This window comes from Amycolatopsis thailandensis (assembly GCF_002234405.1).
Taxonomy (GTDB): domain Bacteria; phylum Actinomycetota; class Actinomycetes; order Mycobacteriales; family Pseudonocardiaceae; genus Amycolatopsis; species Amycolatopsis thailandensis.
The window spans coordinates 1-26,716 of the sequence record NZ_NMQT01000065.1; the positions used below are offsets into that span (position 1 = coordinate 1).

General features: G+C 69.9%; 25 protein-coding genes and 1 pseudogene. 18 read left to right on the plus strand and 8 right to left on the minus strand.

Annotated elements, in window-relative coordinates:
- Positions 1-530, minus strand: a pseudogene (locus tag CFP71_RS18705) (hypothetical protein); the annotation flags it as partial.
- Between the two features lie 565 nt (positions 531-1,095).
- Here CFP71_RS18705 and CFP71_RS18710 point away from each other — a divergent pair.
- Positions 1,096-1,782 carry a M23 family metallopeptidase gene (locus CFP71_RS18710; RefSeq protein ID WP_093935156.1) on the plus strand — a complete coding sequence of 229 codons (687 nt, stop codon included), beginning with the start codon at positions 1,096-1,098 and terminating at the stop codon, positions 1,780-1,782.
- Between the two features lie 205 nt (positions 1,783-1,987).
- On the opposite strand, the gene CFP71_RS18715 is transcribed toward CFP71_RS18710, so the two are convergent.
- On the minus strand, positions 1,988-2,236 hold the full coding sequence (locus CFP71_RS18715; RefSeq protein WP_093935157.1) for a hypothetical protein: 249 nt from the start codon (positions 2,234-2,236) through the stop codon (positions 1,988-1,990).
- 240 nt (positions 2,237-2,476) lie between these two features.
- Complete coding sequence (gene pcrA / locus CFP71_RS18720) at positions 2,477-4,885, minus strand: DNA helicase PcrA (protein ID WP_093935158.1); 2,409 nt, start codon at positions 4,883-4,885, stop codon at positions 2,477-2,479.
- 90 nt (positions 4,886-4,975) lie between these two features.
- Between pcrA and CFP71_RS18725 the strand changes: the two genes are divergently transcribed.
- The 7 genes from CFP71_RS18725 (at position 4,976) to CFP71_RS18755 (ending at position 12,202) form a co-directional block, all read left to right on the plus strand.
- Entirely contained in the window at positions 4,976-5,395 is a 420-nt protein-coding gene (locus CFP71_RS18725) for a DUF1707 SHOCT-like domain-containing protein (RefSeq protein WP_093935159.1), read from the plus strand.
- Positions 5,396-5,565: 170 nt separating this feature from the next.
- Positions 5,566-5,853, plus strand: coding sequence for a chorismate mutase (locus CFP71_RS18730; RefSeq protein WP_093935160.1), 288 nt, complete (start codon positions 5,566-5,568; stop codon positions 5,851-5,853).
- 426 nt (positions 5,854-6,279) lie between these two features.
- A complete protein-coding gene (locus CFP71_RS18735; protein ID WP_093935161.1) occupies positions 6,280-6,585 on the plus strand; it encodes a hypothetical protein in 306 nt (101 codons plus the stop codon).
- A gap of 339 nt (positions 6,586-6,924) precedes the next feature.
- Entirely contained in the window at positions 6,925-8,160 is a 1,236-nt protein-coding gene (locus CFP71_RS18740; RefSeq protein ID WP_244199728.1) for a hypothetical protein, read from the plus strand.
- Positions 8,161-8,415: 255 nt separating this feature from the next.
- Positions 8,416-9,261, plus strand: coding sequence for a hypothetical protein (locus CFP71_RS18745; protein ID WP_093935163.1), 846 nt, complete (start codon positions 8,416-8,418; stop codon positions 9,259-9,261).
- A gap of 219 nt (positions 9,262-9,480) precedes the next feature.
- Positions 9,481-11,118, plus strand: coding sequence for a serine/threonine-protein kinase (locus CFP71_RS18750; protein WP_093935164.1), 1,638 nt, complete (start codon positions 9,481-9,483; stop codon positions 11,116-11,118).
- A gap of 13 nt (positions 11,119-11,131) precedes the next feature.
- Positions 11,132-12,202, plus strand: a complete 1,071-nt coding sequence (locus tag CFP71_RS18755; protein ID WP_093935165.1) for a serine/threonine-protein kinase — start codon at positions 11,132-11,134, stop codon at positions 12,200-12,202.
- On the opposite strand, the gene CFP71_RS18760 is transcribed toward CFP71_RS18755, so the two are convergent.
- The gene (locus tag CFP71_RS18760; RefSeq protein ID WP_093935166.1) at positions 12,199-12,867 is read right to left on the minus strand and encodes an alpha/beta fold hydrolase; all 669 of its coding nucleotides are present in this window, start codon (positions 12,865-12,867) and stop codon (positions 12,199-12,201) included. The genes CFP71_RS18755 and CFP71_RS18760 overlap by 4 nt on opposite strands.
- 118 nt (positions 12,868-12,985) lie before the next feature.
- Complete coding sequence (locus CFP71_RS18765; RefSeq protein WP_093935167.1) at positions 12,986-13,885, minus strand: LysR family transcriptional regulator; 900 nt, start codon at positions 13,883-13,885, stop codon at positions 12,986-12,988.
- A gap of 102 nt (positions 13,886-13,987) precedes the next feature.
- Here CFP71_RS18765 and CFP71_RS18770 point away from each other — a divergent pair, with 102 nt between their 5' ends.
- The 6 genes from CFP71_RS18770 to CFP71_RS18795 all read left to right on the plus strand — a co-directional run bounded on the left by CFP71_RS18770 (position 13,988) and on the right by CFP71_RS18795 (position 21,034).
- The gene (locus CFP71_RS18770) at positions 13,988-14,929 is read left to right on the plus strand and encodes a DMT family transporter (RefSeq protein WP_093935168.1); all 942 of its coding nucleotides are present in this window, start codon (positions 13,988-13,990) and stop codon (positions 14,927-14,929) included.
- Positions 14,930-15,310: 381 nt separating this feature from the next.
- A complete protein-coding gene (locus tag CFP71_RS18775; protein WP_093935169.1) occupies positions 15,311-16,123 on the plus strand; it encodes a DUF5336 domain-containing protein in 813 nt (270 codons plus the stop codon).
- 142 nt (positions 16,124-16,265) lie between these two features.
- The gene (locus CFP71_RS18780; protein ID WP_093935170.1) at positions 16,266-17,723 is read left to right on the plus strand and encodes a cell division protein PerM; all 1,458 of its coding nucleotides are present in this window, start codon (positions 16,266-16,268) and stop codon (positions 17,721-17,723) included.
- 76 nt (positions 17,724-17,799) lie between these two features.
- Positions 17,800-18,417 carry a phosphoribosylglycinamide formyltransferase gene (purN, locus tag CFP71_RS18785; RefSeq protein ID WP_093935171.1) on the plus strand — a complete coding sequence of 206 codons (618 nt, stop codon included), beginning with the start codon at positions 17,800-17,802 and terminating at the stop codon, positions 18,415-18,417.
- Positions 18,414-19,976 carry a bifunctional phosphoribosylaminoimidazolecarboxamide formyltransferase/IMP cyclohydrolase gene (purH, locus tag CFP71_RS18790; protein WP_093935172.1) on the plus strand — a complete coding sequence of 521 codons (1,563 nt, stop codon included), beginning with the start codon at positions 18,414-18,416 and terminating at the stop codon, positions 19,974-19,976. The genes purN and purH overlap by 4 nt, the downstream gene beginning before the upstream one ends.
- Before the next feature lie 239 nt (positions 19,977-20,215).
- A complete protein-coding gene (locus CFP71_RS18795; protein ID WP_093935173.1) occupies positions 20,216-21,034 on the plus strand; it encodes a hypothetical protein in 819 nt (272 codons plus the stop codon).
- Here CFP71_RS18795 and CFP71_RS18800 read toward each other — a convergent pair.
- On the minus strand, positions 21,031-21,744 hold the full coding sequence (locus CFP71_RS18800; RefSeq protein ID WP_093935174.1) for an SRPBCC family protein: 714 nt from the start codon (positions 21,742-21,744) through the stop codon (positions 21,031-21,033). The two genes, CFP71_RS18795 and CFP71_RS18800, sit on opposite strands and share 4 nt — an antisense overlap.
- A gap of 182 nt (positions 21,745-21,926) precedes the next feature.
- On the opposite strand from CFP71_RS18800, the gene CFP71_RS18805 reads away from it, so the two are divergent.
- Genes CFP71_RS18805 through CFP71_RS18815 form a run of 3 tightly spaced genes read left to right on the plus strand, consistent with a single transcriptional unit; the run spans position 21,927 to position 24,268 of the window.
- The gene (locus tag CFP71_RS18805; RefSeq protein ID WP_093935175.1) at positions 21,927-22,412 is read left to right on the plus strand and encodes a pyridoxamine 5'-phosphate oxidase family protein; all 486 of its coding nucleotides are present in this window, start codon (positions 21,927-21,929) and stop codon (positions 22,410-22,412) included.
- A 13-nt stretch (positions 22,413-22,425) separates the two neighbouring features.
- Positions 22,426-22,863, plus strand: a complete 438-nt coding sequence (locus tag CFP71_RS18810) for a VOC family protein (RefSeq protein ID WP_093935176.1) — start codon at positions 22,426-22,428, stop codon at positions 22,861-22,863.
- 58 nt (positions 22,864-22,921) lie between these two features.
- Positions 22,922-24,268, plus strand: a complete 1,347-nt coding sequence (locus CFP71_RS18815; RefSeq protein WP_093935177.1) for a hypothetical protein — start codon at positions 22,922-22,924, stop codon at positions 24,266-24,268.
- 3 nt (positions 24,269-24,271) lie between these two features.
- Here the strand turns inward: CFP71_RS18815 and CFP71_RS18820 are convergent, their stop codons facing one another.
- Positions 24,272-24,862 (minus strand): HD domain-containing protein, encoded by a 591-nt coding sequence (locus tag CFP71_RS18820; RefSeq protein WP_093935178.1) that lies wholly within the window; start codon positions 24,860-24,862, stop codon positions 24,272-24,274.
- 27 nt (positions 24,863-24,889) lie between these two features.
- A complete protein-coding gene (locus tag CFP71_RS18825; RefSeq protein WP_093935179.1) occupies positions 24,890-25,720 on the minus strand; it encodes a hypothetical protein in 831 nt (276 codons plus the stop codon).
- 225 nt (positions 25,721-25,945) lie between these two features.
- Between CFP71_RS18825 and CFP71_RS18830 the strand changes: the two genes are divergently transcribed.
- Entirely contained in the window at positions 25,946-26,647 is a 702-nt protein-coding gene (locus tag CFP71_RS18830; RefSeq protein ID WP_425266625.1) for a hypothetical protein, read from the plus strand.
- Positions 26,648-26,716 lie beyond the last annotated feature (69 nt).

Consider the following 26,716-nt stretch of genomic DNA (forward strand, 5'->3'; position numbering starts at 1 on the left):
CCGTCGAGTTCGCCCGCCAGCTCCGCCTCGTCACGGGCCGTCCCGGCGGCGAACACCCCGGCGACGAGCGTGAGCAGATGGCCCGCCACCAGCGGCCACAGTCCCGGCCCTGCCGGAGGCAAGGTGAGCAGCCTGTCGGCGAGGAACAGTTCCGGCCGCGAAGCCAGGGATCCGTCCGCGAGCAATTGCAGGTCCAGCAGCAGCCGTCCGGGCGCGAGCGCGGTCAGGCCGAGCACCAGCCCGGCCGCGAGCCCCGGACGTCCCGTCGACACCGCGTAGAGCACGGCCACCGCGGGCGCCAAAGCCAGCACGACCAGCAGCGGACCGGCGGTGAACCCGGGCGAACCGCCCCGCACAACGGGCATCAGCGCACCGACGGCCAGGACGACCGCACCGGCCGACACCAGCCCCGCCGACAGCAGGAGCGCTCGCGGGCGGGCGCCCGGTTCGCTCCGGGGAAGTTCGGCGGACGCGGACCCGGGGGCGGCTTGCCCGGCTGTTTCGCCGGGGTGCCGTGAGCGCGAAGTCATCGACGGCGACGCTAGCAAGCCGGGCCTGACCGGGCCCGCCAGCAGGGGCACCACAGGTCTCGGACACGGCTGAGAGCGGTCAAGCGTCCTTCAACATCACCGGGCAACCGGTTATTTCCCTCGTTTGCCTCCTTTCCGGCCCTTCGGTACCCCCGAACGGCCGCATGATCTTGTAACGCAAATCACAAGGTTAAGAGTAAACCTGCTCTAACTTTGGGTAATCTTCACTGGATAACGGCCAGATCTCCGTCGCCCGATCGGCCGAGAGCGCCGCCAGATCTTGCTGACCGGGGTGCCGCTTCGTTACTGTCCCCGGGTCCCCATTACAGTCAGATCACGAATGAGAGCACCGAACGAACCACCCCCGAGGTTCTTCACCGGGTTCCCCCGCCCGGGCTCTTGATCCGACTCCCCGAACACGGAAGGCCCCGTCTTGGCTTCACACCGCTCCCCCGGCGGCCAAGCTCCTTCCCCGGCGCTCGAGAACGCACTCGATGGTGCGGTCGTTCGCGTCCGGGGCTCGCACCGACTGTCGCCCCCGTCCTCGGCCCTTCGCGGCCGTGTCGTGGTCGCGGCCGTCGCCGCCGGCGCCTTCGCGGCCGCCGCTGCCGGGCAGACCCTGAAGTCCGTTTCGGAATCCTCCGACGCCGCTGTCACCCCGCTGGCCAGCACCCAGGACGCGAGCGCCTCGTTCGCCCTCGGTGGCGGAGCCGGTGGTGGCGCCCCCGAGCTGCTGCCGACCAGCCAGTCGGCGAACGCCTCCGCCGAGGCCCAGAAGCTCTCGGACAACAACAGCATCACCCAGGCACGCGTGAAGCGTGAGGCCGAAGCGGCCCGCAAGGCCGAAGAAGAGGCCAAGCGTCCCAAGACCTGCATGCCCACCAAGGGCACCTTCACCTCGGGCTTCGGTGCCCGGTGGGGCACGAGCCACCTCGGTATCGACCTCGCGGCCCCGATCGGCACGCCGATCGTCGCGGCCTCCGACGGCACGGTCATCGAAGCGGGCCCGGCCAGCGGTTTCGGCCTCTGGGTCAAGGTCCAGCTCTCCGACGGCACCGTCCACGTCTACGGCCACATGAACTCGTTCTCCGTCCGCGAAGGCCAGAAGGTCAAGTGCGGCGAGGAGATCGCCGAGGTCGGAAACCGTGGCCAGAGCACCGGCCCGCACCTGCACTTCGAGGTGTGGCAGAACGGCACGAAGAAGATCGACCCGCGCCCGTGGCTCGCCGCCCGTGGCGTCAACGTCGGCTGATCGAGACCCGCTCTCCCCTTCACCGCACGGTTTTCCGCCGTGCGACTCCTTCACCACACCGGTGATCCAGCCTGAATCATGGGGCGTGCCGGGCAACGACGCTCAGGCACGCCTTCAGGAACTCCGCTTCCCCCTTGAGGACATTGGGAAGCGTCGTAGGTCCTCCGGCTCGGAGCACAGGTGGCTTTCCGGGCCCTGAACGCCCTCATGCCACGCCGTCGGGCAGTTTTCGGATGAAGTACCCCACGGCGATCTGCCAGACCGTGCAGAGACCCGCCGGGCGCCGTTCGATCGGCCGCCATCCGGCGAGAAGTCCCCGGAGAAGATTCCGATACCCGGCTGGCCGCGGCCCGAACAGCCATCGCCGCGCGTGCCCGCATACGACGCACCGTCCGGCCCCGTCCGGTTCGTGCGCCCGCAGTAACGCGCGCCAGGCCGCGACCAGCCTGAGCACTTCCGGCGGTTCCGGACCCCGATCCGGCCCCGCCCCTTTTTCAACACCCCGCAAGTACTCGAGTACCCCACTCGAGAGAACCCCAAACAAGACCCCGTCCACACCGTGCGCCCCCTCCCCTGATCGGGGTACACCGGCTTGTCCAGCATACCCCAGCGCATCGAACTCGTGTTCGATGACACAGGTATACGGGAAGGGTCCGACAGTTTTCGGTCGCGGCGGGGAAACCGCAGGTCAGAGCTAGAGTTTGACCATCGGGACGCTGCCGATGAGCATCAGCCGGACCTTGCCGGCCGCGCCGAAGTCGATCGTCGCCGTGGCCCGGGGCCCGGCGCCATCGCAGGCGACGACGGTTCCGAGCCCGTACTTGTCGTGGCTGACCCTGTCGCCGACGTCGAGCTTGAGCGCGACGGTGTCCTTCCAGCCCTTGCCGAACGGGCTCGTACCCGTCGACCTCGACGGCGACGACGAGCCGCCACCGCGGTTGCCCCACGTCGTCGCGGCGCGCGGCGAACCTCCCGAGGACCCGAAGCCACCGGAAGAGGAGGAAGGTGCCAGCCTGCGCCAATCGACCAAGTCGGCGGGAAGTTCGTCGAGGAACCGCGAAGCCGGGTTCATCTGCGGCTGACCCCACGCCGAACGCACCATCGAACGGGAGACGTACAGCCGTTTCCTGGCCCGGGTGATCGCGACGTAGGCGAGCCGGCGTTCCTCGGCCAGTTCGGTCGGGTCACCGAGCGCTCGCATGTGCGGGAAGATCCCGTCTTCCCAGCCGGTACCGAAGACGACCGGGTACTCGAGGCCCTTCGCGGTGTGCACGGTCATCAGCGTGACCACGCCCGCGTCGTGCCCGTCGGAGTCGTCTCCACCGTCGGCGGCGGGAATCGAGTCCGCGTCCGCCACCAGCGAGACCCGCTCCAGGAACGCGGGCAGCGAACCCGGCTCCGGCACCCCCGGGTCGGGCTCGGGGAGTTCGCCGTCCGGACCGGCGACCTCGGCGGTGAATTCGGTGAACTCCCGCGCGACGGTGACGAGTTCCGTCAGGTTCTCCACCCGCGACGCGTCCTGCGGGTCGTCGGACTCTTCCAGTTCCGCGCGGTAGCCCGTGCGCTCCAGGACCGCTTCGAGGACGTCGGCGACTTCGGCGCCGCTCTCGACGACCTCGCCGAGTTCGTCCAGCAACTCGACGAACCCGGTGATCGCCTTTGCCGACCGCGGGTTCAGCAGCGGGACCTCGCCGTTGACCGCGCCGCGCAGCGCCTGCGCGAACGAGATGCGCTCCCGCTCGGCATACGTCGCGATGACCGCTTCGGCACGGTCGCCGATGCCGCGTTTGGGGACGTTGAGGACCCGGCGCAGGCTGACCGTGTCCTCCGGGTTCGCCAGCACCCTCAGGTACGCGAGCATGTCGCGGACCTCGCGCCGTTCGTAGAACCGCACGCCGCCGACGACCTTGTACGGCAGGCCGAGGCGGATGAAGATTTCCTCGAACACCCGCGACTGGTTGTTGGTGCGGTAGAAGACCGCGACGTCGGAGTAGTCCGCTTCGCCCTTGTCCGCCAGCGCGTCGATCTCGCCCGCGACGAACGCCGCCTCGTCGTGCTCGTTGTCCGCGACGTAGCCGACGATCTTCTCGCCGTCGCCGGAATCGGTCCACAGCCGCTTCGCGCGCCTGTTCGGGTTGCGCGCGATGACCGCGTTCGCCGCGTTCAGAATCGTCTGGGTCGAGCGGTAGTTCTGTTCCAGCAGAACGGTCCGCGCGTTCGGGAAGTCGCGTTCGAATTCCTCGATGTTGCGGATGGTCGCCCCGCGGAAGGCGTAGATCGACTGGTCCGCGTCACCCACGACGCACAGCTCGGCGGGCTCGATCCCGGCCTCGTTCGCCTCGGTGCCGACCAGTTCGCGGACCAGCGTGTACTGCGCGTGGTTCGTGTCCTGGTACTCGTCGACGAGGACGTGCCGGAACCGCCGCCGGTAGTACTCGGCGACGTCCGGGAAGGTCTGGAGCAGTTCGACCGTCCGCATGATGAGGTCGTCGAAGTCGAACGCGTTGGCCTGGTTCAGCCGCCGCTGGTACTCGACGTAGACCTCGGCGACGCGGCGTTCGAGGTCGTTGCCCGCGTCGGCGACCGCGGTCTCCGGGTCGATCAGCTCGTTCTTGAGGTTCGAGATGTTCACAGCCAGCGTGCGCGGCGCGTACTTTTTCGGGTCGATGTCGAGATCGCGCGCGACGAGGGTGATGAGCCGCTTCGTGTCGTCCGAGTCGTAGATGGAGAAACTCGACGACATCTCCAGTGTTTTCGCCTCACGGCGCAGGATCCGCACGCACATGGAGTGGAACGTCGACACCCACATGGCGTTGGCGCGGCGCCCGACGAGGTCGCTCACCCGCTCCCGCATCTCCGCGGCCGCCTTGTTGGTGAACGTGATCGCCATGATCTGGCCGGGATGCACGTCCCGTTCGGCCAGCAGGTACGCGATCCGCCGGGTCAGCACCCGGGTCTTGCCCGAACCCGCGCCCGCGACGACCAGCAGCGGCGAGCCCGCGTGGGTCACGGCCTCGCGCTGCGCCGGGTTCAGGTCGTCGAGCAGGTCCGTGTGCCGGGGCTTGGCCGGACCGTCCGCTGGGAGATCGAAGAGGGTGTTCATCGCCGGTCCACGCTACAGCGCCGGGCGTAGGCGGTGTTGTCGCCTGCCGTCCGACGCGCGGACGGTGTTCGCGGCGGAGGATCGGATGCCATGGACGCCAACGGAATTCCCTCCCGGCTCAGGGCCGCCGACGCCGACCGCGAGCGGGTCGCCTCGCTCATCCAGGCCGCCGGCGGCGAAGGCCGTCTCACTCTCGAAGAAGTGGAAGACCGGCTGAGTGCTGTGTATTCCGCCAAGTACACGGACGAACTCGCCACCCTCACCTCGGATCTGCCGAAATCCGCGCCGAAGCGGCGTCCCGTCGTCTTCGCGCATCGCGCGGTGCGGATCCACCTCGCGGTGGCCGTCGTGCTTTCGGTGCTGCTGATCGCGCGCTGGGTGGTTTCGGGGGTACCGTTCTTCTGGCCCGCGATGCCGATGTTCTGGCTGGCCATGAGCGTCCTCGTGCACGCGCGTGTCCGCGGGACGCGCCGCCGCTTCGAGCCGGAGGACGGTGTCGCTGTGGCATAATGGCCCACATGCGGCACCTCGCGACGCGATTTTTTTACGGGACCCGGACTCCGGCTCCCGTGATCGCATAGTGCCGAAATGCCATCACCCGAAGCCCCGGAGTCCGCGGACCCCGGGGCTTTACGCTGTTCCGGGGGCCAGCAGGGAATCCGGACCGAAGAGAGGTCCCGATGGACACCACACAGAAGCCGGACGCCGAAGAACCCACCGCCACCGCCGAAGAGATCGGTGAGCTCCGCGAGGAGATCGACTTCCTCGACGGCGAGATCCTGCGGCTGGTCAAACGCCGCGTGGAGGTTTCCAAGACGATCGGCGCCGCCAGGATGGCCGCGGGCGGCACGAGGATCGTCTACAACCGTGAGATGGACGTGCTGGCGCGCTACCGCGAACTCGGGCCGGAGGGGCGGCAGCTGGCGATGGCGCTGTTGAACCTGGGCCGGGGCAGGCTGGGCCGGTAGGGCCGGGGCGATAGCAAAGGTCCCCTGCTCCCCCGCGCCCACTCGGATCGCGTTTAGCCCGCTAAACGCGATCCGGCCACGTCGAGAACGCCCGGTGAGGGGTATCGAGGGATGAGGCGAGCGTGTCGTGCCCGGCTGCTCGCACGTCTACCGGCATCGGGTGTTGCGAAAGTGGCTTTCGCAACGCTGAAGGTTGCGAAAGTGGCTTTCACAGCGCTCCTCACGTGGCCGATGGGCAGGGACGGTCACCTGAGCAGGACGGCCCCCGGCTGTTCTGTGCCGTCAGGGTTTGCGGCGTCCTGGGTACCTCCAGGTTCGCCTTTAGCGGGCTAAACGCGATCCGGCAACGTCACGATCTCGTGCCGTGAGGTGAAACTCAGGGTGTTCCCCGAGCCATGGCGGCGCGAGAACAGGCAAACTGGACACATGATTAACCTCATCGCCGTGATCGTCGCGATCGCCGGTGTGCTCGCCGCATTGGGCCATCTCGGTTATCTCGCCATGTTGAACAACGCGGCGGGTAAGCGCGCGGGCGGTACGCCCATCGCCCAGTACGTCAAGACGCGCTGGCCGATCGCGGCGGGTACCACCGCGGCCTCGTTGTTCGCCTGGCTGCTCACTAGTGGGGGAACGCCCCTCGACATCATCGCCATTTTGCTTGCAGCGGGTAGCGGAATCACGGCCACCAAGGCCTTGCAATCGACCCAGCAGAAGTACCGCAGCGGCAGCTGAACGGCTTCACCAGCACCGATTGCACTGCGTAACGTCACCGAGGCCCATTCGGGCGCGCCCGACAGAGTGAAACATCTGCAACTTGCAGAGCGGGTGAAGACTTGCGGGGTGCCGGGCTCTTAGTGTGGACCTCGTGAGGACCCTTGCGTCTGGGTCGGGCGATGCCCGCATGGCGCGCGGGGGCTACGGCCCCGCGCGCCCACAGTCGCATGCGCGTGCATTTGCTCACGAGACTGCCCGGGAGTCTGCAAGCGAGGGATCCCGTGAAACCGCTGCTCCGTTCGGCTTAATCGGTGTCACATCGCCGTCAGGGGCGGCCCACGAGGGGGTCGCTCGGACATGAACGGCTGGGTGGAACACCAAGGACGGGACGGCGCCGCGCAGGCGGGCCGTCACCGGGTGGGCGGCACCGAGAGCTGGACCCCACCCGTGTCGCCGAGGCGGCAGCGTCCGACCGGGCACGGGCACCACGCACACCGTGAGTTCGCCCCGCCTTCCACCGGTTCCCTTCCTCTGCCGCCACCGCGGAACAGGAGGGCGCCGAGCCCCGGCTACGCCCCATCGAGCGGCAGGCTGCCGCTCCCCCAGCCCGCTCGCGAGGTGCCCGTGGAACGCCCGGCACGCGTCGAGGTCTCGTTCACCGAACCCGTCGTCCCGCCTTCCGCGGAGGAACGGCGTGCGAAGGCCGCACAACGCACCAAGGTGACGCTGACAGCGCCCGCCCCCCGCCGCCCCGAACCGGTCGAGACCGACGACGACGTCCGCGTCTATCTAGCCCCGCCCCTCGACGGGCTGAGCACCTTCGACCTCGGTTCGGTCCCGGCTTCGGTGACTCCGCCCAAGACCTGGCGCAAGGCCGCCTGGTTCGCGGCGGCGGCGTCCGCGCTGGTCGTCGTCGGCCTGCTTTTCGCCGGTTCGTTCCTGGTCGGCAAACCCGCCCCGGAGCAGCAGAGCCAGGGCGGCTGGCCCGGATACCGCGGCGGCAGCCCGCTGACCAACGAAGGCCTCACCGGCAATCCGACCACGCAGCCGCAGGGCGGCGCGGCGGGCAATCCGTCCGATTCCGCGACCGATTCCTCTTCCCAGGACGACCGCAGCTCCTCCAACTCCGGCACCCCCTCGGACGACGAGAGCACCGGCAACGGCGAGACGCAGCCCGGCGCGGGCGGACCGGTCACGACCGGACGGCCCGCGACGTCGTCGAGCGCGCGGCCGCCGCAGAAACCGCCGGTCATGCCCGCCGACCGCACCACCACGACCTCGCCTTGGTACGCGTCGCAGCCGGACGCTCAGGCGATGGGCGACCACACCGAGACCTTCCTCAACAGTGTCACCACCAACCCCCAGCAGGCCGCCGCGGTGACCTCCGGTGGCCTGCGTGAAGAAGGCGCGCAGGGCCTCCGTGAGCGCTACGCCGACGTCGCCTACTTCGAGGTCAAGAAGGTCAGCATCGACCAGCGCCGCGGCGTCACGGTCAACACCGTCGAAGTCACTCACAAAGACGGAACGAAGACCATGGAACAGCGCACGTTCACCTTCGGTGACGACGACAAGATCGTCGACGACGGCATGTAGGCGATCGCGCACGTGCAAGTGTCCTGTTCCTCTGCACGTGCGGTGCGACGAGCGGTTGTCCCTGGTCCGGGTGGGTGACCTAAGCTGCCGTTCGTCGTATCGCGATGGCATTCCGGCGATAGAGCCTGGCCGTGGGCCGTCTCCACAGGGTTACCTGACGACAGCAAGGTTCGCACCGTTCAGAAGACGGCCGCGCGGACCAAAGGCGTCGGCCGAACGGCCCAGCGCCTGCCCCGGACCAGAGCGAGGAATTTCGTGCTTGATCGACAGCGCATACGGCGTGAAGACGCCGTACGTGTCGAGGACGTCATCCCGGAAGAGATCCTGAACGACACCCGCGTCGACCGCGAGTATCTCGAGCAGGTCTTCCGTGAGCCGCAGAAGTTCGTTCCCGCCCGCACCCGTGAAGAGCCGTCGCCGCGCCCCGAACCGGACGAGGACGAGCCGGAGAGCCGCGCCGCCCGGCGGGCCAAGATGGCCGGTCTCGTCGCCGCCGGACTGCTGGTCGCAGGCGCCGTCGTCACCGCGGGCGTGCTCGCGGGGACCCAGCGGCAGGGCTCGGTACCGAGCGCCGCCGCACCCGAGGTGATGAGCGGAGCCGCCGCGCTCGGCGGGCTCGCCGTCCCGGACTCCACCGAGCCGCAGCGCAAGCACGAGAAGCCGACGTCGACGAGCGCCAGCACGACGGCCCAGCCGTCTTCGGGCACCGGGTCGGGTTCGCTGTCGAGGCAGGGCTCGGCCACCAGCAGCACCAGCTCGCGGCCGGCGGCCAAACCGGCCGCGATCAGCACGGCCGAGGGCAAGATCGACGCGGTCCGGAAGTTCTACCAGACCGTCGACGCCGATCCCTACGGCGCGAAGTCGCTGCTCACGCCACTGCTGGCCGAGTCCGAAGCCGGCAAGCTGATCGAGGCGTGGAGCTCCATGGACGCCATCCAGATCCAGGACATCCGGGAACAGGCCGACGGCACGATCCTCGCCGTGGTGACCATGCGGAACCCGGACGGCGGCCTGGTGCGGGTCACGCAGGTGCTGGAATTCGCCGACGAGACGTCCGGTCTGATCACCGACGCCCGGCTGCTGTCCGCGCAGCACATGTGACGGACACCCCGCGTAGACAGGCCCTCCACCCAGGGCGATCAGTGTGTACCGCGTGTGTGTGCGCAGAGTGAGCGCCTAGCCTTGTCACGAGTCGGTCTCGGAAAAGCCGGCACACAGACCACTACATGTGCATACGCTCCAACGCTGTGGCGTGCTGAAGGCCGCACCGCGTGCGCGGACGACTCCGCGACGTGAAGACGGAGCCCAAAGGGAGGTCGCGTGAGCGACGAGGGTCGCCTGGTCGCCGGTCGATACCGCATAGTCCAGCGGATCGGCACAGGCGCGATGGGTGCCGTCTGGCAAGCGCATGACGAGGTACTCGGCCGCACGGTGGCGATCAAGCAGTTGCTGCTGCAGCCCGGCCTCGAGGCCCAAGGCGCCGAAGACGCCCGCCAGCGCACGATGCGGGAAGGCCGGATCGCCGCCAGGCTGCACCACCCGAACGCCATCTCGGTGTTCGACGTCGTCACCGACGACAACGGTCAGCCCTGCCTGATCATGGAGTACCTGAACTCCACCAGCCTCGCCCAGGTGCTGCAGGAGGAGCGGACGCTGCCGCCGACCGAGGTGGCGCGGATCGGCGCGCAGGTCGCCGCGGCGCTGACCGAGGCGCACGCGGTCGGCATCGTGCACCGGGACATCAAGCCCGGCAACATCCTGCTGGCGCCCAACGGCACCGTGAAGATCACCGACTTCGGCATCTCGCGCGCCAAGGACGACGTCACGGTCACGAAGACCGGGATGATCGCCGGCACCCCCGCCTACCTGGCGCCCGAGGTGGCCATCGGCGGGGATCCCGGTCCCGAGTCCGACGTGTTCTCCCTCGGCTCGACGCTCTACGCGGCCTGCGAGGGCCAGCCGCCGTTCGGGCTCAGCGAGAACACGCTGAGCCTGCTGCACGCGGTCGCGGCCGGGCAGATCATCCCGCCGCGCCAGTCCGGCCCGCTCGCCAGCGTGCTGGCCGTGCTGCTGCACCCGGAGGTGCGGCACCGCCCCACCGCCGAAGAGTGCGAAGAGCTCCTCGCCGCCGTCGCCCGGGGTGAGACGCCGCTGGGCGGTCCCGCCGACGACACCATGCTCGCCGCCCCGGTCGCGGGCGCGCTCGCCGGCGGTCTCGCGGGAGCGGGCGTGACCCAGGCGCTCGACAGCGAGTCGGCCGGTCATTCGGGCTCGCTCCTCGACGACCAGGCCGCGGCGGGGCCGTACTACGACGACGAGGACGACTACCACCAGCCGCCCGCGTCGAGGTACCCGGAAGACGACTACGACGGGTACGACAACTACGACGAGACGGCGTTGCTGTCCGAACGCGGTCACCCCGGTGGCGGCCCGGCGCCCACGCGCGCCGTCCCGATCCCCGCGGGCGGCTACGACGACGATCCGTATGACGACGACTATGACGACCAGCCTCCTCCTCCCCCGCCGCCGCCCACCCGGGCGCAGACCAGCCCGGTGGACGAGGACGACGACGAGAAACCGGGCGCGTGGAAGAAGCCCGCGATCATCGGCGGTGTCGTGGTCGTGGCGCTGGCCGCGCTGGGCTTCTGGCTGCTGAGCCCGAACAACCCGGAAGCGCCCGCGCAGGTGGGGAACTCCTCGACGAAGCCGTCCCCGTCGCCGACGTCCTCGGCTGCCGAGACGACGGAACCGCCGTCGGAGACGCAGTCGGCCGAGCCGCCCAAGGAGACGTCGTCGTCGAAGAAGACGTCGAGCAAGGCGACCCAGACGCAGGAGCCGGATCCGCCCACGCCGACGAGGACTCCCACCAAGACGACTCCGACGAAGACGCCGAGTTCGAGTGCGCCGTCGCCGACAAAGTCCGAGTCCGAGCCGACATCGCCTCCGGCGACCCCGTAATCCGAGGAGTGCCTTGAGTTCTGAAGGCTCCATCGTCGGCGGCCGGTACCGCCTGGACCAGCCCATCGGGCGTGGCCGGGCGGGCATCGTGTGGCTGGCGTTCGACACCCGCCTGCTGCGCACGGTCGCGATGAAGCGCATGTACCTGCCCGTCGGCCTGCCGCCGGACCGGGCGGAGCAGGCCAAGGCCGTCGTCGTCCAGGAGGGCAAGGACGCGGCCAAGTTCGAGCACGCCACCGCCATCAAGGTGTACGACGTGCTGCCCGACGGCCCGGACGTGTGGCTGGTGATGGAGTACATCCCGTCGCGCGGGATGTCGACCTTCCTGGCCGAGCACGGCAGGCTGACCGCGGAGCAGGCCGCCGCGCTGGGCATCATGCTCGGCCGCGCGCTGGCCGCGATGCACGAGGCCGGGGTGGTGCACCGGACCGTCGAGCCGGGCACGGTCCTGCTGGCCGACGACGGCGGTGTGAAGCTCACCGACATCGGCATCACCGGTGGTGGCGCGACTCCGGCGTACCGGGCGCCCGAAGTGGCGCGTGGCGAGCCGGCGACTTCGGCGTCCGACGTGTTCTCTCTTGGCGCGACGCTGTACACGGCCGTCGAAGGGGTGCCTCCGTTCGGCGAGGACGGCGAATCGTCGGAACGGCCGCCGCAGACCGCCGGTCCGCTGGCCGGTGCGCTGCGCAAGATGCTGCGGGCGGAGCCGGACGTGCGGCCGACGATGGCCGACACGGTCCGCTCGCTGGGCGCGATCACCGAGGGGCGGCAGACGGCGTTCATCCCGCCGACCGCGCCCGCCATGCCGACGATGCCGGCGTCGATGCCGGTCCCGATGCAGCAGGCGCCGCCACAGCAGCCGGTTCCGCAGTTCCTCCAGCAGCAACCGCCGCCGCAGCAACAACCGCAGCAGTATCAGCCGCCGCAGCAGCAGTACGTGCCACCGGCGCCGCAGCAGCAGTACGCTCCCGCGGCGCCGGCCGCGGCGAAATCGCCCGACACCCGCAAGTGGCTGATCACGGCGGGTGCCGTGGTGGCGGCGATCCTCATCGGAGTGCTGTTCGCGGAACTGTTCCTGATCTAGAGCCGCTCGCGGATCAGCGTCGCGAGTTCGACGGGGCGGCTGAGGAACGGGCTGTGGCTCGCCCGCCAGGTGACCGTCGTTTCGCAGCGGGCGGCGAAGTGGGCGACCATTTCCGGGGCGAGCGCCCGGTCTTCGGAGCAGACGATGTAGGTGTTCGGGGTGTTCTTCCAGGACGCCCCGGTCGGCGATTCGGTGAAGATGGAGACGGGCTCCGGGCGAAGCAACGCGATGGCGCGCTCGGCGACGGCGTCCGAGCAGTCGGCGTACAGGGCCTCGCGGGCGGCGGCGGGGTCGAGGTGGGTCATGCCCTCGTCGTCGAAGATCAAGGGCAGCGACTCGGGTTCGCGGCCGGTTTCCTCGGTGACCCGCTCGATCCAGTACCGGGCGGTCTCCCCCGGTTCACTGATGATCGCGGCCAGGAGGATCAGGTGCGATACCCCGGTGAGCCCGCTGGCGATCACTCCGCCGTAGGAGTGCCCGAGCACGACCGGCGGTTCCGCCGCCTGGTCGACGATCTCCTGGACGGTACGGGTGACTTCGGCGATCGGTCGCGCGCCGACGTCGGGGACGGTGACGTCGACGCCGTCCCGGCGCAGGCGCTCGGCGACGTCGTCGAAATGGGCGGGCTGGTGCCAAGAGCCGTGCAGGATGATCAGGGGACGCACGGGGGTCCTTTCACTGGCGGAATTCGTGGCTTCCCCGCCAGGTTGTCGACCGCCGGTGCGGCTGTTCAAGCCCAGCCGGTTTTCCTGCCCAACCGATCACTCCCGGCTACCCGTCCGGTCAGGCCGCCAGGGCACCTTCGCGGATCGCGCTGAGGAACCGCCGCACCGCCGGGTGTTCCCTGGCGTGCGCGGCGACGGCCGCGTGGATGGACCGCACCGGATCGGGACGCCGGACCTTGCGGATGGCGACGCCGGGATGCGGGGCGCCGAGGCCGAGTTCCGGGATGAGCGCGACCCCGAGCCCGGCGGCCACGAACCCTTGCGCCGTCTGGTAATCCTCGGATTCGACGACATGGTTCGGGGCGAATCCGGCCGCGCCGCAGGCGTCGAGCAGGATGTCGCGGCAGGCGCCGGGGAGACCGTCGACGCCGACCCACGGATCCTCCGCGAGCTCGGCGAGATCGAGGACACGCTTGCGGGCGAGCCGGTGGTTCTTCGGCAGGATCGCGCGGTACGGGTCGTCGAGGAGGTGGATGTACTCGGCGCCCTTGATCCGGGGAGTGGTGCTGGGGAGCACGATCATCGCGACGTCGGCCTTGCCGGACTCGATCTCGGGCAGCGAATCGTCGGGCTCGACCAGTTTCAGGTCGAGGCGGACGCCCGGGAACTCGCGGCGCAGCGCGGCGACGGCCAAGGGCACCAAGGAAGCGCCCGCGGTGGCGAAGTAGCGGATCGCGAGCCTGCCGGTGCGCCCCTCCTTGAGTTCGGTGAGCGCGGCTTCGGCCTTCGCGAGCTGGGTGCTCAGCGTCTCCGCGTGTTCGGACAGCAGCGAACCGGCCGGGGTCGGCCGTACGCCGCGGCCGACGCGTTCGAGCAGCTCGACGCCCGCTTCCTTTTCCAGGGTGGACAATTGCTGGCTGATCGCGGAAGGTGTGTAGCCCAGATTCCGGGCGGCGGCGGTGATCGAACCGCTGCTGATCACGGCTCGGAGGACCTGCATGCGGCGGACGTCCAGCATGCTCCGATCTTACAGTTCTCCTTAAGACTTCATGCAGTTATTTTCGCTTGTCCTTACGCGTCGGCGCGGTGAAGCTGAGCCGGACACTTAAGGAGGACTGGGGTGGGCGAGACGAAGACCCTGCTGCGGATCGGCGCGCTGGCGCTCATGTGGGGATCGAGTTTCTTCTGGATCAAACTGGGGCTGGGCGCGTTTTCCCCGGTGCAGCTGGTGCTGGCGCGGGTGGCGCTCGGCGCGGCCGTGCTGATCGGGCTCTGCTACCTCGGCCGGGACAGGCTGCCGTCGGGACGGCGGATCTGGGGACACCTGGCCGTCGCGGCGTTCTTCCACAACGCGCTGCCGTTCCTGCTGTTCGCGTGGGGCGAGCTGACCGTCGACTCCGGGATCACCGGCGTCCTGAACGCGACGACGCCGTTGTGGGTGCTGCTCGCCGCGCCGATGCTGGGAGCGCGCACGAAGATGACCTCGGTCCGGGTCGCCGGGCTGATCGCCGGACTCGCCGGGATCCTGCTGATCTTCGCGCCGTGGCAGGCGTCCGGGCTGCTCAGCTGGGGCGCGCTGGCGTGCCTCGCGGCGGCCGCGAGCTACGGTTTCGCGTTCGTCTACGAGGGCAAGTACCTCACCGGCACCGGTGACTCGCCGCTGTCGCTGGCGGGCGGGCAGATGCTGCTCGCGACCGGGTTCCTGCTGCTGGCGATGCCGATGGGCGGTTTCGAACCGGTGCACCTGAGCACCGGCGCGATCGTGGCCGTGGTGATCCTGGGGATCGGGTCGACCGGGATCGCGTTCGCGCTGAACTACCAGCTCCTCGCGAGTGAGGGCGCCGTCGCGGCGTCGATCGTCGGGTACCTGCTGCCGGTGGTCTCGGTGCTGCTGGGCGCGGTGTTCCTGGCCGAGCCGCTGAACCTCCGGGTGATCGCGGGGATGGTCGTCGTGCTGGGCGGGGTCGCGCTGACCCGGCTCCGCCCGAGGGAGCGGGGGACCTTTGCTACCGCTCCCGTGGTGGAGCGCCCCCTGGCCGCCGCCGGGGAGGCCGCGCCATGACCTGCGTTTAGCGGGCTAAACGCGCTCACGCCGGTCCCCAGCCGCCGGGCACCTCCCCGGACCGGCGGGAGCGACTTTCGCGGGCTAATCGCGACGCGGCGGGCGCGTCGCGTTTAGCGGGCTAAACGCGATCCGGCGGGCGCGTCGACTTTCGCGGGCTAAACGTCACGCGGCGGGCCGGGCGACTTTCGCGGGCTAATCGCGAAGTGGGGCTTCGCGAGGGGTTCCGTGGGGAACCCGATCGGGTGTACAGACGTCTCAGAGCCCGAGGCGTGGGGTGACCGCGTGTGTGCGCTAGCGTTCGAGCATCACAGCCGCCTCGTTTGTCCCGGGAGTCCCGCGTGCCCCGGGGTGCCGGTCGAACGACAGGAGAGCATTCGGATGTCCTATCCCAGCGGTGGGCCCGGCTACCCCCAGCAGGGTGGCGGCCAGCAACACCCCAACCCCGCGTCGGGGGCCTTCCCTCAGCAGCAGGCGCCGTCACCGGCGGCTCCGCTGAACCTGGCGCTGCTGCTCGCGCTCGCCGTCACGGTCCTCGGCCTGGTGCAGTTCTTCATCGGCTTCTCCGACGAGGCCGACGCCGCCGGACAGGTCTCGATCTTCCTCCTGGTCAGCGGTCTGCTCGCGGCACTGCACGCGCTGCCGCGCGGCCCGAAGACGCTGCCGTTCGCGGCCTTGTTCAGCGTCCTGGGCGCGTTCGGCGGCCTGGACCTGATCATCGGCTACGGAAGCGGTCGTGACGAGGTCTCGGTCCCGGGCATCCTCACCGTGGTCCTGATCCTCGGCATCCTGCAGATGCTGGTCGCGGTCGCGGCGCTGCTGTTCGAGCACGACGTCATCAAGCTGCCCGCCGCGAAGCCGCAGCAGGCGCCGCAGGCCCCGTACAGCCAGCAGTTCCCGCAGCAGGGCCCGCAGGGTCCGTTCGGTCAGCAGGGTCAGCAGGGCCCGGCCGCCACTCAGGTCCAGCCGTTCCCCGGCGCGGGCCAGCAGGGGCAGCCAGGTCAGCAGGGCGAGCCGTCCGGTCCGTTCGCGCAGCCGGGCGGATTCCAGCCGCCGGTCACGCAGCCGCCGGGTCAGCAGGCCACGACGTACGCGCCGCAGCAGGGCCAGTTCTTCCAGCAGCCGCCGTCCTCGTCGTCGGAGTCGGGCCAGAACCCGGGTACGCCGCCGGGCGGTTTCGGCCAGCAGAGCTGATCTCTCGAACGTAGAACACCCGCTGTGACTCTCCGTGTCACAGCGGGTGTTTTCGCTTTCCGGGTTACCCGACCGGGTGGGTTGGGCCACGTGCGCCGTTCGGCGGCGGCGTGCCTCACCCGGACGGAGCAGCACGGATGTCATGGTGCGGATCATGAAGATGCTCACCCGCGACGAACGCCCGCCGGGCGAAGAGCCGGTGAGCGACCTCGTCCCCGAGCTGGAGGTGTCCAGGGCGAAGCGGGTTCGGGTGTTGCTCGCCGCGGCCTGCTCGCCCCTGCTCTTCTCCTACACCGTCGTCGCGCTGGTCCTCGCGGTCGTCTCGTTCGCCGCCGACCGGTCCCGGTTCTCCGCCACCGGCGCCGTGCTCGCCGCCGGGCCGGGCTGGCTCGCCTCGTGGCAGGTGGAACTCGACCTCGGCGGGCATCCGCTCGGCGTGCTGCCGTTGCTGCCGACGCTCGTCGTCGCCTGGCTCACGGCCAGGGCCGCTACGCGGGCCGTCCGCCGGATCGGCGGCCGGACCCCGGCCGACGCCGTCCCGGTGGTGACCGTGATCGCCGGGGCGCACGCGCTGTTCGGCGTGCTCATCGCCTTGCTGGCCGGCGGATCGCCGATCGGCGTCAACCCGCTGACCGCCTTCTGCGTGCCGGGGCTCATCGCCGGATTCGCCGCCGTCGCGGGAATCGCCAAGGTCTGCGGGCTGCCTGCCTCGGTCCGCGACCGGTTCGACCCGGTGGCCGTCCACGGTCTGCGGGCGGGCGCGCTCGGCCTCGCCGCGATGATCGCCTGTGGCGCGGTGGTGTTCACCGTGGCCACCGCGCTCTCGTGGTCCACTGTGGACAGTTTGTTCGAGCCGGGATTCGGCACGAGCTTCGGCATGTTCGTGCTTTCCGTCGCCTATCTGCCGAACGCGGTCGTCGCCGCGTTGTCCTTCACCACCGGGCCGGGTTTTTCGATCGGTTCGCTGACCGTCGGCATGTTCGGCTACCAGGAAGGACGGCTGCCCGGGGTGCCGGTGCTGGCGGGCATTCCGTCGCACCACGCGGTGTGGTGGCCGGCGTTGCTGCTCCTGCCCGCGCTGGTCGGCGCGCTGGTCGGCTGGAAGATCCGCGCGATCGACGAGGATCCGATGCTGCGCATGCGGGCGGTCGCCGTCGCGGGCGCGCTCGTCGCGTTCGGCTGTGTCGTCCTCGGGACCCTCGCCGGCGGCAGGCTCGGCGACGGGCCGTTCGACCCGGTCAGCGTGCCGGTCGGGGTCGCGTCGGTGATCGCGTTCTGCTGGATCGTCATCCCCGGCGGGTTCGTCGCGTTCTTCGCCGGAGCGCACGAGCCTCCCGAACCGCCGGGCGAACCCGACGTCGAAGTCATCGACGAGGATGTCGCCGTCGAGCCCGAAGTGGCGGAGCCCGCAGAAGAAGTGGAAGAGGCCGAAGCCGACCTCGACGAAGAATTCGACGAAGAGGCCGAAGAGGAACTCGCCCGAGAACTGGGTGAGACCCCAGCGGAATCGGAGCCCGAACCCGAGCCCGAGCAGGACGTCGCTGTGACCGAGTCCACCGACGGGTCCGGCGACGAAAGCGCGCCCGGCGGCGACCGTTAGGGTTGTCGCGACCAGGTGAAGCGCCGTACGCCCGAGTGCGTACCGCCGTGGCAAGGAGCCCGTTCTGGCTAGTCGGTTGGACCTGCCCACTCCGGTGAAGCTCGTCGTCCTCGCGTCCGGTTCCGGCACGCTGCTGCAAGCCGTGCTCGACGCGGTCGAAAAACCGAACTTCCCGGCGAAAGTGGTCGCCGTCGGCGCGGACCGCACCGGGATCGAAGCGCTCACCCGGGCCGAACGCGCGGACGTGCCGTCGTTCACCGTGCGGATGGCCGACCATCCGGACCGCGCGGCGTGGGACAAGGCGATCACCGAAGCCGTCGCCGCCTATCAGCCGGACCTGGTCGTCTCGGCGGGGTTCATGAAGATCCTCGGCGCCGAATTCCTCGCGCGGTTCCCCGGCCGCGTGATCAACACGCATCCGGCGTTGCTGCCGTCGTTCCCCGGCGCGCACGCCGTGGCCGACGCGCTGGCGATGGCGGTCAAGGTTACCGGGTCGACGGTTCATTTCGTCGACGCCGGAGTCGACACCGGGCCGATCATCGCGCAGGAGCCGGTGATCGTGGAGTCCGACGACGACGAGCACGTCCTGCACGAGCGGATCAAGGCCGTGGAACGCAGGCTCCTGGTGGAAACGATCGAAAAACTCGGCCGGAGCGGGTGCGCGGTCGAGGGACGAAAGGTGAGGTTTTCGTGAGTACCGCACAGGGACAGCGTCCCGTCCGGCGCGCGCTGATCGGCGTCTCCGACAAGGCCGGACTGCTGGAGCTCGCCACCGGGCTGCACGCGGCGGGTGTCGAGATCGTGTCGACCGGCGGCACGGCGAAGGTCATCGCGAACGCCGGGGTGCCGGTGACGCCGGTCGAGGAGGTCACCGGGTTCCCCGAGTCCCTCGACGGCCGGGTCAAGACGCTGCACCCGCGGGTGCACGCGGGCCTGCTCGCCGACCGCGACCGCCCGGAGCACGTCGAGCAGCTCAAGCAGCTGGACATCGCGCCGTTCGACCTGCTCGTGGTCAACCTGTACCCGTTCAGCCAGACCGTCGCGTCGGGTGCGAGCCCGGAGGACTGCGTCGAGAACATCGACATCGGCGGTCCGGCGATGGTGCGCGCCGCGGCGAAGAACCACAACAGCGTCGCCGTCGTGGTCGACCCCTCCCGCTACGAGTGGGTGCTGGAACGCGTCGCCGCCGGCGGTTTCGAGCTCGCCGACCGCAAGCGGCTCGCCGCGCAGGCCTACGCGCACACGGCGGCGTACGACACCGCCGTCGCCGCGTGGTTCGCCAACGCCTACGCGCCCGCTGACGACTCTGGCTTCCCGGACTTCACCGGCGCTTCGTGGGAGCGCGGCGACGTGCTGCGCTACGGCGAGAACCCGCACCAGAAGGCCGCGCTGTACAAGCACTGGCGGCCGGGCCTCGCGCACGCCGAACAGCTGCACGGCAAGGCCATGTCGTACAACAACTACGTCGACACCGACGCCGCGCGCCGCGCCGCCTACGACTTCGACGCCCCGGCCGTCGCGATCATCAAGCACGCCAACCCGTGCGGCATCGCGGTCGGCGAGGACATCGCCGAGGCGCACCGCAAGGCGCACGCGTGCGACCCGGTTTCGGCCTACGGCGGGGTGATCGCGACCAACCGGCCGGTGAGCCGCGAGGCCGCCGAGCAGATCTCCGAGGTGTTCACCGAGGTCGTCCTGGCGCCGGACTTCGACGCCGAGGCGCTGGAGATCCTGCAGCGCAAGAAGAACGTGCGGCTGCTGAAGCTGCCCGCGATCACGTCGCCGGATCCGATCGAGTTCCGGCCGATCTCCGGCGGCATGCTGGTGCAGACCGTCGACACGATCGCCGCCGAGGGCGACGACCCGGCGAACTGGACTCTCGCGACCGGCGCGCCCGCCGACGAGCGGACGCTGGCCGACCTCGAGTTCGCGTGGCGTTCGCTGCGCGCGGTGAAGTCGAACGCGATCCTGCTGGCGAACGACGGCGCGACCGTCGGCGTCGGCATGGGCCAGGTCAACCGGGTCGACTCGTCGCGGCTCGCGGTCTCGCGGGCGGGCGACCGGGCGAAGGGCTCCGTCGCCGCTTCGGACGCCTTCTTCCCGTTCCCGGACGGGCTCGAGGTCCTGCTGGAGGCCGGGGTCCGCGCCGTCGTCCAGCCGGGCGGGTCGATCCGCGACGCCGAGGTCATCGCCGCCGCCGAGGCCGCCGGGGTCACCCTGTACCTCACCGGCACGCGCCACTTCGCCCACTAGCCCGACCTGCGTTTAGGGGGCTAATCGCGATCTGGCGACAGACTTGCGTTTAGCCCCCTAATCGCGATCCGGGGGTGCCCGTGGACCGCGCCGTGGGCATTCCCGGTGCCCGCCCCCCGGCCGCCGTGCCATGCTGACCGCGTGTCGCCTTTAGCGGGCTAAACGCGATCTGGGCACCGACCTGCGTTTAGCCCCCTAATCGCGACGCGGAGCGTACGCAAGGATCGGTAGGAGGATCGGTGCACCAGCCGCCGCAGGGGTACGGCCAAGGGCCGGGGCATGGCCCGCCACCTGGGCCGGGAGGCCAGCCGGGCTACGGCCGGCAGCCGGGTTACGGGCCGCCTCAGCCAGGCGGACCGGGCTACGGGCAGCAGCCCGGATACGGCCAGCAACCCGGCTATGGCCCGCCTCCCGGGTACGGCCCGCCCGGCTACGGCCAGCCGCCCAAGAAGAAAAAGACCGGGCTGATCGTCGGCCTGATCGTGGGCGGCGTGGTGCTGCTCGGTCTGGGCATCCCCGGCGGCATCTTCGCGTCGGAGTACTACTCGTCGGTCGGCAAGGCACCGGTCTCCGAGCAGCCGCCCGCCGAGTGCGCGATCTCCCCGGACGTCCTCAACAAGACGCTCATGACCAGCTTCCAGGGCTCTCGCGAGAACGAGATCAAGGCGCTGGAGATCGTCACCAAGCAGCGGGGGTGCGCCTGGCTGGCACCGGACGGCGACAACGTCCACGACCGCGCCCTCCAGGTCACGATCTATCGCCACGAGGGGCCGGACGCCGAGAAGCGCGCGGCGGAGGCGTCTCCCGGGTCGGCCGCGCCGTCCGAGCGCCAGCAGCAGGTTCAGGGCATCGGGGACAAGGCGGTCCTCGTCTCCCTCGACACCGACAGCGCCTTCAGCGGTGCCGAACTGCGTTTTACCCAGGGTGTGTACGTCGTCATCGTCACCTACAAGGGCTGGGACAAGGGGTTCTTCACGAACTCGCCGATCCCGCCGGCGGAGTCCGCCGAAGCGGCGAAGTCCGTCGGCGCCGACATCGCGAAGAAGCTGCCCCGCTAGGCGTACAGACCGTTCAGCCAGGCCGTCCACGCCTTCTCGGCCTTGGCCAGGTCAGCGTCTTCGGCGAACAGGTGGTGCCCGATGCCGACAGTCCAGCCCCAGACGTTCCGGCCGTAGAAGCGGTACAGCGCGTCTTCCGTCCGGATGCCGATGAAGGCCGACGTCAGGTAGTCGACGACGCCTTCGATCGTGCCGATGCCCGGCACCTCGAAGCGCACCTGGTCGCCCGCGACTGTCGCGCCGATCGCCCTCCGCACGACCTCGAACGCTTCGGGAGCCTTCGACGTTTCGGGCGCGTCGGTCTTGAAGTACTTCACCTCCCGCCGGTTGAAGTGCGTCAGGTACTCGCCCAGCGAGTGGTAGTAGAACGCCGTGTGCCGCTTGCACGCGTCGTACTCCACGTCGAAGTCGTCGAGGACCGTGTTGTGCTCGTAGCGCAGGTACGTGCCGCCATCCTTCGGTTCGAGGACGTATTCGAGCGTGTTGAACCAGCCGTTCTCGTCTTCCGCGTAGGTGACGAAGCGTTGTGACGGCTTCCAGACCGTCACCATGCCGCCGTTCGGGGTGAGGCCGGACTCGGCGCCGCCGTCGCGCGGTTCGTACTGGATCGGCCAGAGCCAGCCGCCGCTGCCCGTGGTGATCGCCGCCCAGGTGTCGGCGGGCGTAGTGGGCATGAAGCCCTCGAAGCGGACCTCGGATTCCTTCGCCATGTCTGTCCCTTTCTCGTGTGCCTTCACAGACGCGACGCCTGGCCAGGGCCCGTTTCGACAACCGGATCGCGTTTAGCCCGCTAAAGGCGACGTGACCCAGGTCACATATCGCGAGTGTCGAAGCGCGGGGGACGGCGGCGTCCCCGGGACGTCCGCGAAGAAAGCGACCCGAGGAGAGCGACATGCAGCAGAGCACGATCGACGAGATCCTGAACCGCCCGCTCAGTCAGGAGCTCCTGGCCCGCGACCTGGCCCGGCTGGCCTACACCGCGCTCGACGGCACGCCGCGGTCGATCCCGATCGGCATCCACTGGAACGGCCGGGAGATCGTCATGTGCACCCCGACGAACGCGCCGAAGCTGGCGTCGTTGCGCCGCAACCCCGCGGTCGCCCTGACCATCGACACCGAATCGCACCCGCCGAAGATCCTGCTCCTGCGCGGCACCGTCGAGCTGGACTACGTCGACGGCATCCCCGACGAATACCTGCAGTGGAGCGGCACCTACGAGATGACGCCCGAGCAGCGGGTCGAATGGGAGGCGAACGTGCGGTCGCTCTACGACGGCATGGTCCGCGTCGTGGTGACCCCGACCTGGGTCAAGCTCATCGACTTCGAGAACACTCTGCCCACCGCCGTCGAAGAGCTCATGCGCCGTCAGAGCGCCTGAAAGGAAACCGGTCATGAAACTCGAACACGTCGGCGTCGTCGTCCACGATCTCGAAGCGGCCAAGGCGTTCTTCACCGCGCTCGGTCTCGAACTGGAAGGCGAGGTGTCGCTCAAAGGCGACACGGTCGATCGCCTCACCGGGCTCGACGACGTCCGGACCGACCTCGCCATGATGCGGACGCCGGACGGCCACGGCGGGCTGGAGCTGATCAAGTACCAGGCGCCGAGGCGGGACGGCCACTCCCGCGTGCCGATGAACACGCCCGGCATCCGTCATTTCGTGTTCTCGGTGGAGGACATCGAGGAAGTCCTCGAGCGGTTGCGCTCGCATGGTGGCGAGCTCGTCGGGGAGCTGGTGCAGTACGAGGACAGCTACCGGCTCTGCTACGTCCGCGGCCCGGAAGGGATCACCGTCGAGCTCGCGGAAGAGCTCGTACGCCGGGAAGCGTAGCGGAGAAGCCGCGTCTCGACGGATTCCCGCGAAGCCCCGCGCTGCCAGCATTTCCGCCATGACGTTGACAGGAATCCTGGCCGCCGCGCTGATCGTCACCGGCGCGCCCGCCCTCGCCACGGACGACGTCCAGGTGCACACCGGAGTGATCGACGGCGCCCGGTACCGGGTCGAGGTGCCTTCGGACTGGAACGGCAAGTTGTTGCTGTACAACCACGGGATCTACCCACCGGGCTACGTTCCCGAGGAGATCGAGCTCGCCAACCGGCAGGAGGCGAAACCCGTTCTCCTCGGCGAGGGATACGCGCTGGCCGCGTCGCTCTACAGCAAGCCGAACGGCTTCTCGGCCCGTGAAGCCGTGCACGATCAGACGGCGCTGCTGTCCTGGTTCGACCGCAACGTCGGCCGCCCGGCACAGGTGCTCACCTGGGGAGCTTCCGGCGGCGGCCTCAACGCGGTCCTGCTGGCCGAACGGCTTCCGCGGCGGATCGACGGCGCGCTGGCGATGTGCGGTCCGGTCGCGGGCGGCTCCGCGTTGTTCGGCCAGGCGCTGGACCTCGGGTTCGCGGTCCGGACACTGCTGGCGCCCGAACTGGAGGTCGCCCGCATCGCCGATCCGGGGGCGAACCTGGCGAAAGCCCATCAGGTGATCGCGAAGGCGCTGGAGTCACCCGATGGGCGGGCGCGGCTCGCCCTCGCCAACGCGTTCGCCGACGTCCCCGGCTGGTCGACGGCGCACCGTCCGCGCTCCGCCGACGTCGCCGAGCAGATCCGGCAGCAGACGGAGTTCGTCGAGGCGGTCTACGACCAGTTCGCGTGGGGCGCTCATCGGGCCGATCTGGAGACGCGGGCCGGCGGGAACCCGACCGGGAACACCGAGGTGGACTATCGCGGCCTGCTCGCGCGGTCGAGTGAACGCGGCCTCGCGTACCAGGCCTACCGGGACGCGGGGCTGGACCTCGGCGCCGATCTCGCCAAGCTCGCCGCCGCGCCCCGCGTCCAGGCCGACGACGTCGCCGCCCGGTGGCTCGCCCGCGTCGGGACACCGACGGGACGCGGTCATCAGCCCGTCGTCACGTTGCACCCGATCGGCGACGGCGTCGCCCCCGAACACGAGCGGACCTACGGTGACAGCGTCGATTCCGGGCGGATCCGGCAGCTGTACGTGAACCGGGCCGGGCACTGCCAGCACACCGCCGCCGAGGAACTGACGGCGTTGCGGGTGCTGCGGGACCGCGTCGAAACCGGGCGCTGGTCGTCGACGTCGCCGGAGCGGTTGAACGCCGAGGCGAACCGGTTCGGGCCGGAACTCCGCTTCCTCTACGACTGGCTGCACGGTGAACAGGGCACCGCCGCCCCCGCTTTCCGGCGGTATCACCCGGCCCCGTTGCCGCGCGTGGCTTGACGCTCAGCCGTCGACGGGATGGCTCGCCTGGAAGGCCAGCCTCCCGTCGGCATCCGCCGCGATCCGGTCGAGGAGGTCGTCCAGCGCCAGGAAGACCTCCCACGACGGCTGTCCGCTCGCGACGGTCAACCGGTCGACCAGCAGCTGTTCGAGATCGGTGACCCGCTTCGCCTTCCACACCTTGTCCGCGACGCTCACGAGCAGATCCTCGACGCCGACCTCCGCGTTCCAGGCGGCGTGTGTCCGCGCGAATCGGGCCCGGTTCACCTCGATTCCTTGGGAGACAAGGAGTTCGTAACCGGCCTGCTCGTGCGCGGAGCCGGGCCCGGACAGCTCTTCGCGGTGGATCGTCTTGCCGATGTCGTGGACGGCCGCGCCGAACAGGGTCGCTTCGCGGTCGAATCCCGCTTCCGGATGCCGCTTCTCCATCCAGGCGGCCAGCGAGTGGGCGACGTCGTGGACCGCGCGCAGATGCGCGGCCAGCCGCGGGGGAGCGGACAGTTTCTCCAGCAGCGCGCTCACTTCGTCCGGCAGAGGGCGGAGCGGCGGCTCGCCGGGGTCGGTCAGGGCGCGGCGCAGGGCTGGCGAGGGCATGGCGTCCAGAATGGCAGAAACTCCCGCTCATTCCCCGTGGTAGCGCAGGCCGGTGCGCTTGAGGACGACCCAGCGCTCACCGGGCCGGTCCGCGACGACCGGATACCACCTCGGGGCGACGGCGGCGGTCAGTTCGTCACCCCGCTCGATGAGCGACCCCACCGCGGGTTCACCCACCACGATGAGCGCGGACCAGTCGACGTGGGCCAGCAGGTCGTCCTCGGTGACCCCGAACCGGTCATCCAGCAGGGTGACCAGGTCGTGCCCGGTGTCCGGGCCGGAGACGACTTCTTCGACGTCGGGTACCCCGTCGATGTCGACGTCGCTCTCTTCGAACTCGTCGTCTTCTTCTTCGTCCTCATCTTCTTCGTCGTCTTCGCGCTCTTCGGACCACACGTGGTGGTCGAGCCGCGAGATGGCGTTGCTCAGGTCGAAGGCCTGCTCGTCGGTCATGAACAAGGTCACGGTGTGGCCGTCGGTCAGCGTGAACGTCAGTTCCGCCTCCGGGTAGCCACTGGTGCCGGGTTCCGCTTCGACCATGCCGGCGACGGTCCCGGCCAGCGCTGTGGGTGCCGGGCTCGTGTGCCAGTCCAGTGACGGCAGATTCGCGGCCATCTCCAGGACGCAGGTCGCGGCGGTCCAGAACGCCTCCTTGTCCCGGAAGTCCTTGCGGCTGCTGGTCAGCGTCCGGCCGCCGCCGAGCGGTTCGGTGCGGGCGTCCACCTGGCCACGCCCGGTCCCGTTCTCCCAGATCGCGGTGACCGTGACCCGGTTGGCCAAGCGTTTGCGGTAGTTCTCGATGCGGCCCTCCCTGGCGAGTTCCCAGCCGTTCACCGTCTCGGGCCAAGCGTCGTTCACTGCGATTTTCCTTTCCGGCGTGGGGATTCCCGGTCTCGGACGTGACAGGTCCGGTGATCGTTCCCGCCTCGCTTGACAACCGCCTCGACACCCGGTCTACTGGAGTTATCGAACACGCGTTCGAAGCGCCGCCTTCCCCGTGGTGCGTCCGGCGCCGTCCACAAAGGACGGTCTAGATGTCGTGGGGAGGGTCCGGTGACAGCGGAGGTGGTCGAGGCACGGGCCTTGCCGTTGGCGAGGCTGGCGGCCTTGCCGGGAGTGAGCACGGCCAGTGGCGTGGCTTCCGCGGCCGAACACGCGAGGACGACGGGAAGGGTGCTCCCGGTGTCCCCGGCGTTGTCCGGTCTGTTGCCCGCCGAGGGGCTCCGGCGCGGGAGCACCGTTTCGGTGCTGGGGTCCACGTCACTGATGCTCACCCTGCTGGCCGCCGCGACCGCCGGCGGTGCGTGGGCGGTCGCGGTCGGCCTGCCCGCGCTCGGGGTGGTCGCCGCCGCGGAACTCGGGGTCGAGGTGGGCAGGCTGGCGCTGGTCCCCCGTCCTGGCGCCGAGTTCCCGGCGGTGACCGCGGCCCTGCTCGACGGCTTCGATCTCGTGGTCGTCGGTCCCGGGTTCGCCCGGCCCGACGTGGCGAGACGGCTGTCCGCCCGTGCTCGCAACCGTGGTTCGGTCCTGCTCTCACTGGGTTCCTGGCCCGGTGCGGAGGTCGAACTGAGCTGTCGTCGCTCGCGCTGGACGGGGCTCACCGGCGACGGCGCGGGCTACCTGCGCGCTCGTGAGGTGGAGGTGCGGACGGGTGGCCGGGGTGCGGCCGCCCGGCCGATGTCGGCGTTGCTGCGGTTTCCCGGCGAGGGCGAGGTCCGGAAGGTGGACTTCCCCGCGCCGGCCACGGTGGTCACGGCGGCCACGGCGAGGTGGGGGACGGCGTGAACCCACCTCTGCGCATGCTGGTGCTGTGGTGCCCGGACTGGCCCGCGGTCGCCGCCGCGGCCGTCGCGG

What these genes read in the sequence shown, in the direction of transcription:
- pcrA (WP_093935158.1), bottom strand. Translation starts at nt 4,885, where the DNA reads ATGAACACCCTCTTCGATCTCCCAGCGGACGGTCCGGCCAAGCCCCGG.
- CFP71_RS18725 (WP_093935159.1), top strand. Translation starts at nt 4,976, where the DNA reads ATGGACGCCAACGGAATTCCCTCCCGGCTCAGGGCCGCCGACGCCGAC.
- CFP71_RS18730 (WP_093935160.1), top strand. Translation starts at nt 5,566, where the DNA reads ATGGACACCACACAGAAGCCGGACGCCGAAGAACCCACCGCCACCGCC.
- CFP71_RS18735 (WP_093935161.1), top strand. Translation starts at nt 6,280, where the DNA reads ATGATTAACCTCATCGCCGTGATCGTCGCGATCGCCGGTGTGCTCGCC.
- CFP71_RS18740 (WP_244199728.1), top strand. Translation starts at nt 6,925, where the DNA reads ATGAACGGCTGGGTGGAACACCAAGGACGGGACGGCGCCGCGCAGGCG.
- CFP71_RS18765 (WP_093935167.1), bottom strand. Translation starts at nt 13,885, where the DNA reads ATGCTGGACGTCCGCCGCATGCAGGTCCTCCGAGCCGTGATCAGCAGC.
- CFP71_RS18775 (WP_093935169.1), top strand. Translation starts at nt 15,311, where the DNA reads ATGTCCTATCCCAGCGGTGGGCCCGGCTACCCCCAGCAGGGTGGCGGC.
- CFP71_RS18780 (WP_093935170.1), top strand. Translation starts at nt 16,266, where the DNA reads ATGGTGCGGATCATGAAGATGCTCACCCGCGACGAACGCCCGCCGGGC.
- CFP71_RS18800 (WP_093935174.1), bottom strand. Translation starts at nt 21,744, where the DNA reads ATGGCGAAGGAATCCGAGGTCCGCTTCGAGGGCTTCATGCCCACTACG.
- CFP71_RS18805 (WP_093935175.1), top strand. Translation starts at nt 21,927, where the DNA reads ATGCAGCAGAGCACGATCGACGAGATCCTGAACCGCCCGCTCAGTCAG.
- CFP71_RS18810 (WP_093935176.1), top strand. Translation starts at nt 22,426, where the DNA reads ATGAAACTCGAACACGTCGGCGTCGTCGTCCACGATCTCGAAGCGGCC.
- CFP71_RS18815 (WP_093935177.1), top strand. Translation starts at nt 22,922, where the DNA reads ATGACGTTGACAGGAATCCTGGCCGCCGCGCTGATCGTCACCGGCGCG.
- CFP71_RS18820 (WP_093935178.1), bottom strand. Translation starts at nt 24,862, where the DNA reads ATGCCCTCGCCAGCCCTGCGCCGCGCCCTGACCGACCCCGGCGAGCCG.